Genomic DNA, 14336 nt, shown 5'->3' with positions numbered 1-14336 from the left:
TGCGGTCATCTGCAAAAGTGGCGGGAAACGGCCGGAACGGCAAGCCCGCGAAGAGCGAAAAGCTTGTTAAGCCAGTAGGAAACGGGTAATCCGAACTGGTGGCACATCCGCCCGGAGACGAATGAACATGAGAAACCGCGCCGGCTGGCTGGCTCTTTCCGTACTCGCAGTCGCGACGCTGCTGATGGTCTTCTTCGTGCTGCCCAGGATCTCCGACCAAGGCCAGCAACTCACCGACAAGATCAACGAAGCCGGCGAGACGGTCAAGGAGGCGGTGACCCAGAAACAGGAGACGGAGACCGGAGCCGCTGCACCGGCGACGGGCGCCTCGACCGACGTCGCCTCGGCGCCGCCGATTGCCAGCCCTCCCGACGCCCCACAGCCGCCTGCCTCTACTCCCGTCCCCGAGGCGGCATCTCAGGCACCCGCAACTTCCGCCGCACCCGCATTCGATGTCCTGCGTGTCGAGCCGAACGGGTCCACCGTCATTGCCGGGCGTGCCGAACCCGATGCGACGGTCGAGGTCGCAGCCGGCGACAAGATCATTGCCGCCATCAAGGCAGGCCCAAGCGGAGATTTCGCGATCGTGCTCGACCAGCCCTTGCCGGCCGGCGACCATCAACTGGTCCTGCGCGCGACCGGCAAGAATGGCGAGACGGTACTCTCCGATGAAACAGCGACCGTCTCGGTACCGGAAACCAAGGATGGCAAGCTGCTCGCTATGGTCACCAAGCCGGGCAAGGCCAGCCGCCTGATAAACGTTCCGGCAGCGGGCAACACGGATGCGGATGTAGCGTCCCTCGACACCGGCAACGCGTCGCCTGAATTTCCCGAACTGCCCGGTGCCGCCTCCGATCTCGTCGCCACGGCACCACCGATCTCACCGCCCCTTCCGGCCGCCGCGCCCGAACGGACCCATGCTCAGAATCCAGTGGCCGATATCCAGATCAGCGCCGTCGAGATCGAAGGCAGCCGCCTGTTCATCGCCGGTCGCGCCCCCTCCGGCGCTTCCCTTCTCGGTTTTGCCAACGACCAGACAGTCGGGCGGGCCAAGGCCACGAATGACGGCAATTTCGTCATCGAGGGTGTCATCGATCTGCCGGTCGGCAACCACACGATTGCAGTCGAACTGATGGACGGCGCAGGCAAGACCGCGCTTCGCGTCGAGGTTCCGTTCAACCGGCCGGCTGGTGCCCAGGTCGCGGCCGTAGCCGGGCAGAATGGCCCAAGCTCGGTCTCGGCGATCGATGGCGGCGCTTTCGACAAACTTCGCGACGAGGCAGCACGGGCATTCGCCCTGCTGAAGGGACTCTATGGAAATGGGAGGCAACCCTCTGCGGAGGAACTCGCCGCGGCACGGTCGGGCACAGTTATCGCGCTCAAGTCGCTATCCGAGTATCGGCTGCCGGCCGGGGCAAGCGCGGATGCGCGCGACATAGTAGACCGGGCGGCAAGACAGGCTGGCGAAGCGCTCGCGGCGATCGATGGCCTTCCGGCTCAGCCCGAGGCTGTCGGAACCGCGCTTCCCGAACTTGCTTCAACAATCGAAGCGGCCGTAGGACCGGTGATAGCCGAGAGTGGTGACACCGGTAACGGAGCCTCCGAACAGGCGGCGGCGACAGGCCCTAAGACCATTGAGCAGGCACCGCTGACGCAGGCGCGCAATTCCGTCATCATCCGCCGCGGCGACACGCTGTGGCAGATTTCACGGCGCGTCTACGGCCAGGGCGTCCGCTACACCACGATCTACCTTGCCAACCAGGACCAGATCAACAATCCGGACCTGATCGAGCCCGGCCAGATCTTCGGCGTGCCGGACGAGGCGCTCCCGGATGCGGAAGAACTGCACCGCAAGCGCCTGCAGAAGCAGCAGCGCTAACCCTCGACTCCGATATTTTCAAGGTCGGGACATTTCCTTTCCGGCCTTGCACCGACCCGCTCCCGGTCGCGTCCTCTTGCATCGCCTGTGCCCACACCTTAAGTCCGCAACAGGCGGAAGCCGCCCTCCGGAGACTTAGATGGCAGTAGCAAAGAAGACCGTTTCGGCGGATTCCAGCAATCCGCTCGGGACGCTGGTGAACCTGTGGCCCTATATGTGGCCACACGGGCGCGGCGACCTGAAACGCCGCGTGATCTGGGCCACCGTCTTCCTGTTTCTCGCCAAGCTCGTCCTGCTCGGCGTCCCCTACTTCTTCAAGTGGGCCACCGATGCACTGAATGGCAGACTGGACATGGCCGGTATACTGCCGGCCTTCCTTCTCGGCGCCGTCGTGCTGGTGATCGCCTACAACCTCACCCGCATATTCCAGGTCGGCCTCAACCAGTTGCGCGATGCGCTGTTCGCCAGCGTCGGGCAACATGCCGTGCGGCAGCTCGCCTACAAGACCTTCGTGCACATGCACAAGCTGTCGCTGCGCTTCCACCTGGAACGCAAGACCGGCGGCCTGTCGCGCATCATCGAGCGCGGCACGAAGGGCATCGAGACCATCGTCCGCTTCACCATTCTCAATTCAGTGCCCACCTTCATCGAGTTCCTGCTGACCGCGGTGATCTTCTGGCTGAGCTACGGCTTCTCCTACGTCGCCATCACCGCCGTGACAGTGTGGGCCTATGTCTGGTTCACGGTGCGGGCGAGCGATTGGCGCATCGCCATCCGCCGGTCGATGAACGACAGCGACACGGACGCCAACACCAAGGCAATCGATTCGCTCCTCAACTTCGAGACCGTGAAGTATTTCGGCAACGAGGAGATGGAAGCACGGCGCTTCGATGCCTCCATGGCGCGCTACGAGAAATCGGCAACACAGGTCTGGACCTCGCTTGGCTGGCTCAACTTCGGCCAGGGCGTCATCTTCGGCCTCGGCATGACGGTGATGATGGTGATGTCTGCCATGGCCGTCCAGCGGGGCGAGCAGACCATCGGCGATTTCGTCTTCGTCAATGCGCTGCTGCTGCAGCTTTCCGTGCCGCTCAACTTCATCGGCTTCGTCTACCGCGAAATCCGCCAGGGGCTGACAGATATCGAGCAGATGTTCGACCTCCTGGAGGTCGAGGCGGAAGTGGTCGACAAGCCGGACGCCCAGCCGTTGCAGATCCGCCAGGGTGCCCTCGCCTTCCGCGACGTCCACTTTTCCTATGATCCGGAACGGCCGATCCTCAAGGGCATTTCCTTCGAGGTGCCGGCCGGAAAGACGGTCGCGATCGTCGGGCCCTCGGGTGCCGGCAAGTCGACGATCTCGCGTCTGCTCTACCGCTTCTACGACGTCCAGGAGGGCGCCATCACCATCGATGGTCAGGACATCCGCGGAGTGACCCAAAAGTCGCTTCGGGCTGTGATCGGGATGGTGCCGCAGGATACCGTCCTCTTCAACGACACCATCGCTTACAACATCCGCTACGGCCGCCCGGGGGCAACCGAGGATGAGGTCACCGCCGCTGCCGAGGTGGCGCAAATCGGGACGTTCATCGAGAGCCTGCCGCATGGGTACGACACGATGGTCGGCGAACGGGGGCTGAAGCTTTCGGGCGGCGAGAAGCAGCGCGTGGCAATTGCCCGGACGATCCTCAAGGCTCCGCCGATCCTCATCCTCGACGAGGCGACTTCCGCGCTGGATACCACGACGGAGCATGAGATCCAGGCGGCGCTGGACGTCGTGTCGAAGAACCGGACGACGCTGGTGATCGCCCACAGGCTGTCCACGGTCATCAATGCCGATGAGATCATCGTGCTACGCGACGGCGGCATAGCCGAACGCGGCACCCATGCAGACCTGCTCGCCCAGGACGGTCTCTATGCCTCCATGTGGAACCGCCAGCGTGAGGCAACGCAGGCCGAGGAACACCTTAGGAAGGTACGGGAGAGTGACGACATGGGCGTCATCGCTCGCGGCGCACCCGCGGCAGAATGAAGGGCCGGATAGGATGAGATATTCGACCAAGCGGATGATGATTGCCGGCGCCGTCGCGCTGGCCTATGCGCTCGTGCTGATCTTCTACGGCTCGCCGCTGCTGGCGCTCACGACTTGGCTTGGATGGGTTGATCCACAATGAGGACTATGCGGGCGTAGCGATGCGCAAATCCGTACCCCTGATGGATGCAGCGGAACCGCATTGCCCCCCAAACTGTTTGCCTGTAGTCAGCGGAAGCTGACATCTTGAGGAGACCCGGGTTGATCAATCTGTTCGACACCATTCGCAATACGCTCGTGCCGATCCACAAGGAAGGCTACGTTTTCGTTGCGGCTTTCTTCATCGCATCGCTGATCCTCGGTTGGATTGCCGAGCCGCTGTTCTGGATCGGCCTCGTGCTGACGCTCTGGTGCGCGTATTTCTTCCGCGATCCCGAACGCGTCGTGCCGCAGGATGACGATCTCGTTCTGAGCCCCGCGGATGGCCGCGTCTCGTCCGTCCAGATGGTGGTGCCGCCGGCTGAACTCAATCTCGGCAGCGAGCCGATGCTGCGCATTTCCGTGTTCATGAACGTGTTCGACTGCCACATCAACCGCTCTCCGATGCGCGGACAGGTGACGGAGATCCAGTATCGGGCCGGCCAGTTCATCAATGCCGAACTGGACAAGGCGAGCGAAGACAACGAGCGCAACGGCATGGTGATCGAGACGCATCACGGCAGGATCGGCGTCGTGCAGATCGCCGGCCTCGTCGCACGCCGCATCGTCTGCTGGGTGAAGCCAACCGAGCCGCTCAACGCCGGCGAACGCTTCGGGCTCATCCGCTTCGGCTCCCGTCTCGACGTCCTGCTGCCGGCGACGGCGCAGCCGCGCGTTTCCGTCGGCCAGATGACCTATGGTGGCGAGACCGTCATTGCCGAATTCGGCTCGATCAAGGGTCCGACCATCAGCCGCCGCAGCTAAAGCAAGAGGAGAGCGTATGGAGAGCCCCGTTTCCCCGCCAGAGACACCGCGGTCCGACACGAGCGGACGGGGCCCCCGGCTGCGGGAAATACCCGTGCGGCTGATGGTGCCGAACCTCATCACGGTTCTTGCCATCTGCGCTGGGCTGACGGGCATCCGGCTTGGCTTCGAGGGGCGCTACGAACTTGCGGTGGCGATGGTGCTGCTCGCCGCCTTCCTCGACGGCATAGACGGACGGATCGCGCGGCTTCTAAAGGCCACCTCCCGCTTCGGCGTGCAGATGGACTCACTCGCCGACATCATCAACTTCGGCGTCGCACCGGCGTTGGTCTCCTATGCCTTCCTCCTCGACCATGCCCGCTCCTTCGGATGGATCGCAGCCCTCCTCTACGCGATTGCCGCGGGGCTTCGGCTCGCACGGTTCAACGTCATGGAAGAGCGTCAGGAAAAGGCGGCCTGGCAGTCGGAATTCTTCGTCGGAGTGCCCGCCCCGCTGGGTGCGGTACTGGTGCTGCTGCCGGTCTACCTGGGTTTCCTCGGTGTGGATCCCTCCCCGGTATTCGTCTACGCCAGCGTCGCCTACACGATCCTGATCGGCTACCTGCTTGTCAGCCGCCTGCCGGTCTGGTCGGGCAAGTCCCAGACGAAGGTGCGCCGAGACCTGATGTTTCCCATCCTTCTGGTGGTCGTCCTCTATGTGGCGCTGCTGATGAGCTACACATGGCAGGTGCTCGTCGTCAGCGTCCTCGCCTACCTCGCCTTCCTGCCGTTCAGCGCGCGGCTTTGGCAGCGACGGTACGGAACGTTGACGATCGAGGACGACAACGCATCGGTCTGAGGCACTGCGGCAGGTTTGCATCAGTTTCGCTTGAAGGTGCGACCAAAGCGAGCAGGCGAAAGGTCGCCTGCGGTTACGCCACTATTCCGCCGAGTTTGAAGACAAGATCCTCTGCCGCAAGACCAGATCGCATGGCGAGGAGACCATCATGAGCAAAGAGCCCGTTACCGCCCCTAAACCTGAGCAGACGCCTCCTTTTCGGCCGCTGGCCCTGAAGGCGGTCGTCGCCGCAGCGCTGATGCTGAAGCCGAAGAAGGTCCTGAAGCCTGCCGGCTGATCAGGCCTATTTGACCAGGCTGACCATCAGCCCGATCGACAACAAACTCATCACGAGTCCGATCAGGACATCCAGGATCCGCCAAGCGGCGGGTCTGGCAAACAGCGGCGCAAGAAGGCGGGCGCCGTAGCCCAGGGCGAAGAACCAGACGAAGGAAGAGACGACGGCTCCCGCGCCATAGGCAGCACGTTCGGATCCTTCGAAAGCGGCAGACAGGCTTCCCAGCAGAACCACAGTATCGAGATAAACGTGCGGGTTGAGGAAGGTGAAGGCCAGGCAGGTCGCCACCGCTGTCTTCAGCGGCAGTCCTTCCGGCGTACCCGCCGCCATGGCCGTAGGCCGCCAGACCCGGCGGAATGCCATGAAGGCATAAGTGGCAAGGAATACCGCACCGCCAACCGTGACGAACCTGATCAGCGTTGGCGATTGCGCCACGATCGTCCCCACCCCGGCAACGCCCGCGGCGATGAGCAAGGCGTCAGACAGCGCGCAGATCAGGCACAGGATGAAGACGTGGCTGTGGATCAGGCCCTGCCGGAGGATGAAGGCATTCTGCGCGCCTATGGCGATGATGAGCGAGGCGCCGAGCGCGAAGCCCGAGAGTGCTGCGGAGAGCATGGAAGACGTCCAGGTTTCAGGATTGAATCAGAAGAGCGACATCTGGGCGGTAGCCTTGGGAGGCGGGTCCTGGGGTTCCGCCAGGATGATCGGCTTCTGGAGTTCCGGACCCATGTTGGCGACCTTGTTGACAAGATCGGAGACCGGAAGGGCTTCGAAGAAGTCGTCCGGCGCAGGCTGCATCAGGTCGGCCACTTCCCTCGGCTCCTGCGTCTTGCAGTCGAGCCAGCGCGAGAAATCGTCCGGCTGAATGACGACCGGCATGCGATCATGAATGCCCGCGATAGCTAGGTTGGCCTTCGTCGTCAGGATGGCCGCCGTGTCCAGCTCGGAACCGTCCGCCGATGCATAGGTCTCCATCAGCCCACCGAACGCCACAAGTCCACCCTTGCGCGGGCGTATCCAATAGGGCTGTGCCGGCAGACCCGTTTCCTTGGCCGGCCGACGCCATTCATAAAATCCCGAGGCAGGAACGAGGATGCGCCGGTGGCGCATGGCGCCGCGGAAGGATGCCTTTTCCTGGGCGGTTTCTGCGCGGGCGTTGATCAGCAGGGGAAAGCTGCGGACATCCTTGACCCAGCCAGGAATGAAACCCCAGCGCGCCAGGAGCGCACGTCGCGTCGGCAGGTTCCTACCCAGCTGGTGATGGTCCTCCGCGGCAACAATGAGAATCGGCTGCGTCGGCGCAATGTTGAAGCGTGCCGGGAAGTCTTCAATGTCGATGACGCTCAGGAAGTGCAGAATATCGTCCGGCGTCGCGGTCAGCGCATAGCGTCCACACATGCAGTTGTCATCGCACCACCTTAGGAAACGGTCAAGGAAGGCTCAGGCGCTGGGTCCGAACGGGATGAGGGTTGCACCGGCAAGGCACAACAGAAGATATGCCTCCATTGATGTCTGGTTGGCTCCGTTTCCGTTTCCCGCGATTCGTTCTACCCTACGGAAGATCAGGGAAAAACTTCGCATGACAGCATCTCCGGCGCAGCCCGCCCTTGCCTCCTCCGCCATCCTGGAACGACATGGCCGCTTCCTGCTGATCCGCCGGCGCAATCCGCCCGCGGCCGACATGTTTGCCTTTCCAGGTGGTCGCGCCGAACAGGGCGAAAGCCCGGAGCAGACTGCGCTTCGAGAATTTTTCGAGGAGACCGGCATCGAAGCACGCGACCCCGTGCTCTTCGCCACCTACGACCTCAAAACCGAGAAAGCGAATGGCATGATCGAGACGCATTTCCTGCTGTCGGTCTTCCGAGTGAGTGCTGACGCATCATCGGAAGCCATTGCCGGGGATGATGCCGTCGACCAGGGCTGGTATACGCTGGAGGAGATTCGGGCGCTCCCGGTCCCGGCAAGCGTGCTCGATTGCGTCGAGAAGCTAACCGCAGGACCGGGCTGAGCCGAGCCACAGCGAGAGAAACCATGCGTTCAAGACTGCTAGCCGGCGCGACACTCCTGAGCCTGATTGCGTTCGCCGTTCCGCCGCTGGCGGCGCAGGAGGCCGCGCCTCCCGCAGCCACGACCGGGCCCGCGATCGCGCCCGCTCAGGAAGACAAGCCAGCACCTTACGACCAGCAGCTTTCGCGGCTCGCCGAGATCCTCGGTTCCCTGCACTACCTTCGGACACTTTGCGGAGAGACTTCGAATGACTGGCGGACAGCGATGCAGGATCTGCTGAACGCAGATACCGCAAGCGAGCCGAAACGACGCGAACGCCTTACGGCCGCCTTCAATCGCGGCTACCGTTCCTTCGCCGCCGTTCATACCACATGCACGGACGCGGCACGGACGGCAGAAGAACGCCACCGTAACGAAGGAGCAACACTCGCCGGAGAAATTGCCGCCAGATTCGGAAATTAGGGTATTATTTACCTCCTTCGCCAGCAGACCGTGTCGTTTTGGTAAAAGGCTGCTAGAGTCCTTAACGACGAAGTAACCCACGGGTCACCGAGGAAGACATGATGCAGACAGGCCGCAACGAAATCGACGACATGATTGTCCATGAGAAGATGCAGGTTGCGCTGGAATACCAGAACGAGGCCTGGGCGGACGGAATGGCGGACGGCATCGAACCGGAGATCATTGCCGATGCCGCTTTTGCGCTCGCCATGCGCGAAACGATTCGCATCCACGGCGAAATGGGCGCCGAAGCCATGCTGGAGACCCTTCGCGAGCGGATGCTGGCGGGCGAATTCTCACCGGAACGCAGTCTTCAATAACGCGCAGGGCGTTCCGATGCAGCAGGCACCGGGAAGCTTCGAGAAAGGCTTTGCCGCCGGCAGAATTGCGCTCGGCGCGCTTCTGTTTGTTGCTCTTTTCCCCGTCTCCACGGCCGCACTTTCCGAATTCGGTTCCAATCGCGGGCAGGATAGCCGGGACCAAGCGGTTGAAGGGAGCGAGGATGTGGCTCCGGGCCTGCCTCTTCCCGAGCCCCTCATCAACCGGTCTGTACCGCGCAACGACGACGCACAGGAAGTCGTGCCGCCGGAGGCAGGCGACCCCGTCGCCGCCGAGATCATCCTTGATCCTACACTCCTGCCGCAACCGGTTCGCCGAATGCGCGAACTGCTGGTCGAGGCTGCGGCTTCCGGAGACATCGAGCGGCTGCGGCCGCTGACGACGGGTCCTCGGCAGACGATCATCAACGGCGATAACAGCGACCCCATCGACGCGTTGCGGAGTTATTCCGGCGATCCGGAAGGCTTGGAGATCCTCGCAATTCTCCTCGACATCCTGTCGAGCGGAGCGGTCCGGATGGACGCCGGCACGGAGGAGGAAGCCTATGTGTGGCCATACTTTGCCGGAAAGCCGCTGGCATCCCTAACGCCGCCGGAGCGGGTGGAATTGCTGCGGATTGTGACTGCCGGCGACCTGATGGGAATGGAGGAAGGCGGCAACTACAACTTCTACCGCCTGGCGATCACGCCCGACGGAGAATGGAAGTCCCTCACCGGCGGCGACTGATAGAGCCGTCCTGCGGTCTTGCCCCATCGGGGCTGAATGCCTAACTCTTGGGTCTGACAATCCGAGATTCCCGACATGCCAGCGGCCCATCTTTCCGAGCGACGCTTCCTCCGCATTTCCGGCCAGGAGGCAGAGCACTTCCTGCAGAACCTCATCACGACCGACATCGTCTCGATGCCGGACGGGGTCGCGAGACCCGGCGCGCTGCTGACGCCACAGGGCAAGATCCTGTTCGACTTCATCATCTGGCGGGATGACGACGGTTTCGTGATCGAGGCGGATGCCGAGCAACAGGACCCGCTCGTGCGTCGGCTGACCATGTACAAGCTGCGGGCCGCCGTCGAGATCGCAGTCCTAGAGCAGCAAGGCGCGACCGTCCTCTGGGGAGAGGATGAAGTGGCGAGCGGCGTTGTCGATTCGCGCTTCGATGGCGCCGGCATCGCGCTCACGCGTATGCCCGGGCTGGTCGACACGGGTTTCGCCGACGGGGACTACGAGGCACTGAGGGTGGAGGCCGGTGTCGCCGCTTCGGGCGTGGACTATGCACTCCAGGATGCGTTTCCGCACGATATCCTGATGGACCTCAATGGCGGGCTTTCTTTCCGCAAGGGCTGCTATGTCGGCCAGGAGGTCGTGTCCCGCATGCAGCATCGCGGCACGGCGCGACGCCGCCTCGTCCAGATTGCGGCGGACGAGCCGCTTCCGCCGACAGGAGTCGAGATCATCGCCGGAGGAAAGCCTGCCGGCACGCTCGGCACGGTATGCGGGCGCGCTGGCCTTGCCATCCTTCGAACAGATCGCGTCGGCGCGGCGATCGCCGCCGGCACGCCCGTGCTTGCGGGGGGAAAGCCCGTGACCGTGCAGCTTCCCGCATGGAGCGGCCTGGCCTTCCCCTCCGATGAGCAAGAGGCCGGCTCGTGAGCGGCACCAGATCGCCCCGCGCGTGGCAGCGCATGCTGTCCGGCCGACGCCTCGACCTGCTCGACCCCTCGCCGCTCGATGTGGAGATTTCCGATATCGCCCACGGGCTTGCCCGCGTCGCCCGATGGAACGGCCAGACCCGCGGAGACCACGCCTTTTCCGTCGCTCAGCACTGCCTGGTCGTGGAGGAGGTGTTCCGGCGATGCACGGAAACTGACTGCCAGAGCCTGATGATGGCTTTGCTGCACGACGCACCGGAGTATGTGATCGGCGACATGATCTCGCCGTTCAAATCGGTGGTCGGGGGCGGCTACAAGAGCGTCGAGCACCGGCTCGAGGCAGCAATCCACCTTCGGTTCGGCCTACCGGCGCATCCCGGCCAGGAGTTGAAGACGCAGATCAAGAAGGCCGATACCGTCGCGGCCTTCTTCGAAGCGACGGAACTTGCAGGTTTCTCGGTCGAGGAAGCACGGAAATTCTTTGGCCAGCCACGCGGCATTACGCGGGACATGCTGATGCTGGAGCCCATGCCGGCCCTGGAAGCACAGTCACGCTTCCTCAAGCGCTTTGCAGAACTGGATGCCGAGCGCGCATCGGAGGTCCGCGCTTGAGCGGGATCGTCGTCTGCCCGCTCGCCAGCATAGCCGAGCTCGCAACACGCCACAGGTCAACGCATCTGGTCAGCCTGATGGCGGAGAAGCACGATTTCCACCGCCCCGGTCTCATTTCTGCGGAACGTCACCTCGTTCTCCGGATGAACGACATCGCCTTCGCCGGCACGGGCGACCTGGTGGCGCCGGCCGAGGAGCATGTTGCGCAGTTGATCGACTTCGCACGGCAGTGGGACCGGGCATCGCCCATGGTGATCCACTGCTGGATGGGCGTTTCCCGCTCACCCGCCGCCGCGGTGATCGCCTCGCTCGCCGTTGATCCGGACGAGGACGACGTCGAACTGGCAGCTCGGCTCCGGCAGGTCGCGCCGCACGCGACGCCAAACCCGCGTCTGATCGAATTCGGTGACCGGCTCCTCGGACGTAATGGCCGGCTGATCGCGGCGATCAAGAGGATCGGCCGCGGCGCCGAGACCGACGGGCGAGCATCCTTCCTCCTGCCGTTGCGAAGCTAGACTGCCTCCCTAGCCACACGCTTCCTTGACCTCCCCGGCACCCGCACCAATTAGGGCCGGGGCCGTGAAAGGAGCATTCAACCCATGGACCAAGCATCCGACTTCGTCGTAGCGACCCGGGCTGCGCTGGCGCAACTCTCGGCGCTGGCGGTGCAGTATTCCTTTTCAATCCTCGGCGCGATCATTCTGCTCGCGATCGGATGGATCGCTTCGGGCGTTCTCAGCCGCTGGGCCTATCGCGGGTTATCCAGCATTCACGGCATCGACGCCACTCTTGCGCAGTTCTTCTCCAACGTCATTCGCTATGCGATTCTGGTTATCGTCTTCGTGATGGTGCTCGGCCAGTTCGGCGTCCAGACGGCATCCATTCTGGCCGCACTCGGCGCGATCGGTCTGGCGATCGGATTGGCCCTGCAAGGCACACTGCAGAACATTGCCGCGGGTATCATGCTACTTGTGCTGCGGCCTTTCCGGGTCGGGGAATATATCGATACGGGAAGCATCAACGGTATCGTGCAGGACATCGGGCTGTTTGCCACCGAGCTGAAGACCTATGACGGGCTCTACCGCCTCGCGCCCAACTCGCTGCTCTGGAACGTGCCGGTAACGAACTACAGCCGCCTTTCCACCCGCATGCATGATTTCAAGGTGGGGATCGCCTACGAGGACGACATCGACAAAGCGATCGGCATCATGCTGCAGGTTGCAAAAGGCGACGAGCGCGTCCTCGACAATCCTGCGCCGACCGCCTTTGTCATGGACCTCGGCGACAGTGCCGTCGTGCTGGCCATGCGCTACTGGGCCAATAGCTCCGTCTGGTGGGCGACCAGCCGCGACATCACGAAAGCGGTCAAGGAAGCCTTCGACCAGCAAGGAATCACCATTCCTTATCCGCAGGTCACCTACCGTGCCCCGGCCGACGAAGAGCAGCCGCCGCTGCTGCAGCTATCGGAACAGGCCCCTCAGACGCGCAACTGATAGGACAGGGCCCGGAGGAGACATTCCGGGCCTCCTCACGTCTCAGTGCGACATGGTGGAGCGGTGCGCCCAACCGGTCATCCGCTTCTCGATCCAGGCCATCAGCGCGTACATGGCGATGCCTTCGACCGCGAGCGCTAGGAGCCCCGCGAATACGAGGGGCACGTTGAACTGGCTCTGCGCAGAGCTCATCATGTTGCCGAGGCCATAATTGGCGGCAACCGTCTCGCTCAGCACCGATCCGACGAAGGCGAGCGTAATGGCGATCTTCAGCGAACCGAAGAAGTAGGGCATGGATCGAGGTATGCCGACCTTCAGCATGATGTCCATCTTGCGAGCGCCGAGCGCACGCAGCACGTCTTCCGTCTCTGGTTCGATGGTGGCCAGCCCGGTTGCGACGTTGACGACGATGGGGAAGAAGGAGATCAGGAAGGCGGTGATGATCGCCGGGATCGTGCCGATTCCGAACCAGATGACGAGAATCGGGACGACCGCGACCTTCGGGATGGCATTAAAGCCGATCATCAGCGGGTAGAGACCGGCGTAGATCGTCTTCGACCAGCCGATGAAAAGGCCGAGCGCCAGCCCGCCGACGACGGCGAGGCCAAAGCCGAGCGTGGTGGTGAACAGCGTCTGCAGCGAGTTCTTCCAGATTGCCGACCAGTACTGCACGACGGCCTGAAAAACGCGGCTTGGCGCGGGCAGCACCGTCACCGGCGTATCGAGGAGGATCACCAGCAGTTCCCAGCCCAGGAAGAGGCCGAGCGTGTAGAGCCAGGGGGCGGCACGCACCCAGTTGATGCGCATGGGCCTCACCTTTGGGCCGGTCGACGGAGGGATGGTTTCAGTCACGATCGTCATACTGCGACCCTCGCATTGGCGATCTCGCCGTGCAGCTCATGCACGAGATCGGTGAAGCATGCCTCGTACATGACCTCGAGGTCGCGGGGGCGCTCAAAGGGGACCTGGTGCTCCCGAAGGATGCGGCCTGGGCGCGCGCTCATCACGAAGATCTTGTCGGCGAGGAAGGCCGCTTCGCGCAGGTCATGGGTGACGAGCACGATGGTGACACCCTGGGCCGCGTGAAGGTCGCGGATCACGCACCAGAGCTCCTCGCGGGTGAAGGCGTCGAGCGCTCCGAAGGGCTCGTCGAGCATCAGGAGTTCAGGCTCGTGGATCAGCGCACGACAGAGGTTGGCGCGTTGCTGCATGCCGCCGGACAACTGCCAAGGAAACTTGGAGCCGAAGCCCTTGAGGCCGACGAGTTCCAGGAGATGCTCCGCCTTGGCGACATATTCCTTCTTGTTCGCCCGCAGGCGATGGCGGTGCTTCTCGACGATCTCCAGCGGCAGCAGAATGTTCTCGAGCGTGGTGCGCCAGGGGAGCATGGTCGGGTTCTGGAAGGCCATTCCGACGATCGAGACCGGCTTGGTCACCTGCTGACCTGCGACGATCACCGTGCCCTTCTGCGGAATATGCAGGCCTGTGACGAGCTTCATCAGGGTCGACTTGCCGCAGCCGGAGGGACCGACGACGGCGGCGAACTCACCCTTGGCGACGCGCATGGTGAGGCCGGACACGGCGAGAGTGCCGTCCGCCCCGCCATAGCGCATGTCGACGTCGTCGATGGATACGAGATGGGACATTGTCATCTTCTTTTTCGTCAGGGCGCTTGGGCGCCTCTTGCCCGCCGTAGTTAGACACTTCCCCCGCGAGAGCGGGGGAAGGTCACGGTGATCGATCCGGAGC

18 protein-coding genes are annotated in these 14336 nt (G+C 63.2%); 14 read left to right on the top strand and 4 right to left on the bottom strand.

Annotation, left to right across the window (positions count from 1 at the left end; genetic code table 11):
* Positions 1–121: 121 nt before the first annotated feature.
* The 6 genes from NT26_RS05265 to NT26_RS23265 all read left to right on the top strand — a co-directional run bounded on the left by NT26_RS05265 (position 122) and on the right by NT26_RS23265 (position 5986).
* Positions 122–1879, top strand: coding sequence for an Ig-like domain-containing protein (locus NT26_RS05265; protein ID WP_052637761.1), 1758 nt, complete (start codon positions 122–124; stop codon positions 1877–1879).
* Positions 1880–2018: 139 nt separating this feature from the next.
* Positions 2019–3908: an ABCB family ABC transporter ATP-binding protein/permease gene (locus tag NT26_RS05260; RefSeq protein WP_052637760.1), complete on the top strand. Its 1890-nt coding sequence runs from the start codon at positions 2019–2021 to the stop codon at positions 3906–3908.
* Positions 3909–3921: 13 nt separating this feature from the next.
* Complete coding sequence (locus NT26_RS23270) at positions 3922–4050, top strand: hypothetical protein (RefSeq protein ID WP_268877001.1); 129 nt, start codon at positions 3922–3924, stop codon at positions 4048–4050.
* A gap of 122 nt (positions 4051–4172) precedes the next feature.
* The gene (locus NT26_RS05255; protein ID WP_052641889.1) at positions 4173–4871 is read left to right on the top strand and encodes a phosphatidylserine decarboxylase; all 699 of its coding nucleotides are present in this window, start codon (positions 4173–4175) and stop codon (positions 4869–4871) included.
* Positions 4872–4887: 16 nt separating this feature from the next.
* On the top strand, positions 4888–5709 hold the full coding sequence (pssA, locus tag NT26_RS05250; protein ID WP_052637759.1) for a CDP-diacylglycerol--serine O-phosphatidyltransferase: 822 nt from the start codon (positions 4888–4890) through the stop codon (positions 5707–5709).
* Between the two features lie 148 nt (positions 5710–5857).
* Positions 5858–5986 carry a hypothetical protein gene (locus NT26_RS23265; RefSeq protein WP_280136226.1) on the top strand — a complete coding sequence of 43 codons (129 nt, stop codon included), beginning with the start codon at positions 5858–5860 and terminating at the stop codon, positions 5984–5986.
* Positions 5987–5992: 6 nt separating this feature from the next.
* Here the strand turns inward: NT26_RS23265 and NT26_RS05245 are convergent, their stop codons facing one another.
* Both NT26_RS05245 and NT26_RS05240 read right to left on the bottom strand, forming a co-directional pair.
* Positions 5993–6604, bottom strand: coding sequence for a LysE/ArgO family amino acid transporter (locus NT26_RS05245; protein WP_052637758.1), 612 nt, complete (start codon positions 6602–6604; stop codon positions 5993–5995).
* A gap of 27 nt (positions 6605–6631) precedes the next feature.
* The gene (locus tag NT26_RS05240; protein ID WP_052637757.1) at positions 6632–7387 is read right to left on the bottom strand and encodes an SOS response-associated peptidase; all 756 of its coding nucleotides are present in this window, start codon (positions 7385–7387) and stop codon (positions 6632–6634) included.
* 181 nt (positions 7388–7568) lie between these two features.
* On the opposite strand from NT26_RS05240, the gene NT26_RS05235 reads away from it, so the two are divergent.
* From NT26_RS05235 to NT26_RS05200, 8 genes are all read left to right on the top strand, one after another.
* Positions 7569–7997, top strand: coding sequence for an NUDIX hydrolase (locus NT26_RS05235; protein ID WP_052637756.1), 429 nt, complete (start codon positions 7569–7571; stop codon positions 7995–7997).
* A 23-nt stretch (positions 7998–8020) separates the two neighbouring features.
* A complete protein-coding gene (locus tag NT26_RS05230) occupies positions 8021–8458 on the top strand; it encodes a TIGR02301 family protein (protein ID WP_052637755.1) in 438 nt (145 codons plus the stop codon).
* A 101-nt stretch (positions 8459–8559) separates the two neighbouring features.
* Positions 8560–8817 (top strand): hypothetical protein, encoded by a 258-nt coding sequence (locus tag NT26_RS05225; protein WP_052637754.1) that lies wholly within the window; start codon positions 8560–8562, stop codon positions 8815–8817.
* Positions 8818–8833: 16 nt separating this feature from the next.
* Positions 8834–9562: a hypothetical protein gene (locus tag NT26_RS05220; protein WP_052637753.1), complete on the top strand. Its 729-nt coding sequence runs from the start codon at positions 8834–8836 to the stop codon at positions 9560–9562.
* Between the two features lie 75 nt (positions 9563–9637).
* Complete coding sequence (gene ygfZ, locus NT26_RS05215; RefSeq protein WP_052637752.1) at positions 9638–10483, top strand: CAF17-like 4Fe-4S cluster assembly/insertion protein YgfZ; 846 nt, start codon at positions 9638–9640, stop codon at positions 10481–10483.
* 32 nt (positions 10484–10515) lie between these two features.
* A complete protein-coding gene (locus tag NT26_RS05210; protein ID WP_052637751.1) occupies positions 10516–11094 on the top strand; it encodes a YfbR-like 5'-deoxynucleotidase in 579 nt (192 codons plus the stop codon).
* Complete coding sequence (locus tag NT26_RS05205; RefSeq protein WP_052637750.1) at positions 11091–11609, top strand: tyrosine phosphatase family protein; 519 nt, start codon at positions 11091–11093, stop codon at positions 11607–11609. The genes NT26_RS05210 and NT26_RS05205 overlap by 4 nt, the downstream gene beginning before the upstream one ends.
* An 84-nt stretch (positions 11610–11693) precedes the next feature.
* Positions 11694–12587 carry a mechanosensitive ion channel family protein gene (locus NT26_RS05200; protein ID WP_052637749.1) on the top strand — a complete coding sequence of 298 codons (894 nt, stop codon included), beginning with the start codon at positions 11694–11696 and terminating at the stop codon, positions 12585–12587.
* Between the two features lie 42 nt (positions 12588–12629).
* Here NT26_RS05200 and NT26_RS05195 read toward each other — a convergent pair whose 3' ends face one another.
* Complete coding sequence (locus NT26_RS05195; RefSeq protein ID WP_052637748.1) at positions 12630–13448, bottom strand: ABC transporter permease; 819 nt, start codon at positions 13446–13448, stop codon at positions 12630–12632.
* Positions 13445–14233, bottom strand: coding sequence for an ABC transporter ATP-binding protein (locus tag NT26_RS05190; RefSeq protein ID WP_052637747.1), 789 nt, complete (start codon positions 14231–14233; stop codon positions 13445–13447). The genes NT26_RS05195 and NT26_RS05190 overlap by 4 nt, the downstream gene beginning before the upstream one ends.
* Positions 14234–14336 lie beyond the last annotated feature (103 nt).

The sequence above is a fragment of the Pseudorhizobium banfieldiae genome, from assembly GCF_000967425.1.
In the GTDB taxonomy this organism is placed as follows: Bacteria; Pseudomonadota; Alphaproteobacteria; order Rhizobiales; family Rhizobiaceae; genus Neorhizobium; species Neorhizobium banfieldiae.
Note: the sequence above shows the minus strand (reverse complement) of the source record. Positions and strands in the feature narration are given on the sequence as shown.

Coding starts and splice junctions, on each gene's coding strand:
- NT26_RS05265 (WP_052637761.1), top strand. CDS start 122: ATGAACATGAGAAACCGCGCCGGCTGGCTGGCTCTTTCCGTACTCGCA.
- NT26_RS05260 (WP_052637760.1), top strand. CDS start 2,019: ATGGCAGTAGCAAAGAAGACCGTTTCGGCGGATTCCAGCAATCCGCTC.
- NT26_RS23270 (WP_268877001.1), top strand. CDS start 3,922: ATGAGATATTCGACCAAGCGGATGATGATTGCCGGCGCCGTCGCGCTG.
- pssA (WP_052637759.1), top strand. CDS start 4,888: ATGGAGAGCCCCGTTTCCCCGCCAGAGACACCGCGGTCCGACACGAGC.
- NT26_RS23265 (WP_280136226.1), top strand. CDS start 5,858: ATGAGCAAAGAGCCCGTTACCGCCCCTAAACCTGAGCAGACGCCTCCT.
- NT26_RS05245 (WP_052637758.1), bottom strand. CDS start 6,604: ATGCTCTCCGCAGCACTCTCGGGCTTCGCGCTCGGCGCCTCGCTCATC.
- NT26_RS05240 (WP_052637757.1), bottom strand. CDS start 7,387: ATGTGTGGACGCTATGCGCTGACCGCGACGCCGGACGATATTCTGCAC.
- NT26_RS05235 (WP_052637756.1), top strand. CDS start 7,569: ATGACAGCATCTCCGGCGCAGCCCGCCCTTGCCTCCTCCGCCATCCTG.
- NT26_RS05230 (WP_052637755.1), top strand. CDS start 8,021: ATGCGTTCAAGACTGCTAGCCGGCGCGACACTCCTGAGCCTGATTGCG.
- NT26_RS05225 (WP_052637754.1), top strand. CDS start 8,560: ATGCAGACAGGCCGCAACGAAATCGACGACATGATTGTCCATGAGAAG.
- NT26_RS05220 (WP_052637753.1), top strand. CDS start 8,834: ATGCAGCAGGCACCGGGAAGCTTCGAGAAAGGCTTTGCCGCCGGCAGA.
- ygfZ (WP_052637752.1), top strand. CDS start 9,638: ATGCCAGCGGCCCATCTTTCCGAGCGACGCTTCCTCCGCATTTCCGGC.
- NT26_RS05210 (WP_052637751.1), top strand. CDS start 10,516: ATGCTGTCCGGCCGACGCCTCGACCTGCTCGACCCCTCGCCGCTCGAT.
- NT26_RS05200 (WP_052637749.1), top strand. CDS start 11,694: ATGGACCAAGCATCCGACTTCGTCGTAGCGACCCGGGCTGCGCTGGCG.
- NT26_RS05195 (WP_052637748.1), bottom strand. CDS start 13,448: ATGACGATCGTGACTGAAACCATCCCTCCGTCGACCGGCCCAAAGGTG.
- NT26_RS05190 (WP_052637747.1), bottom strand. CDS start 14,233: ATGTCCCATCTCGTATCCATCGACGACGTCGACATGCGCTATGGCGGG.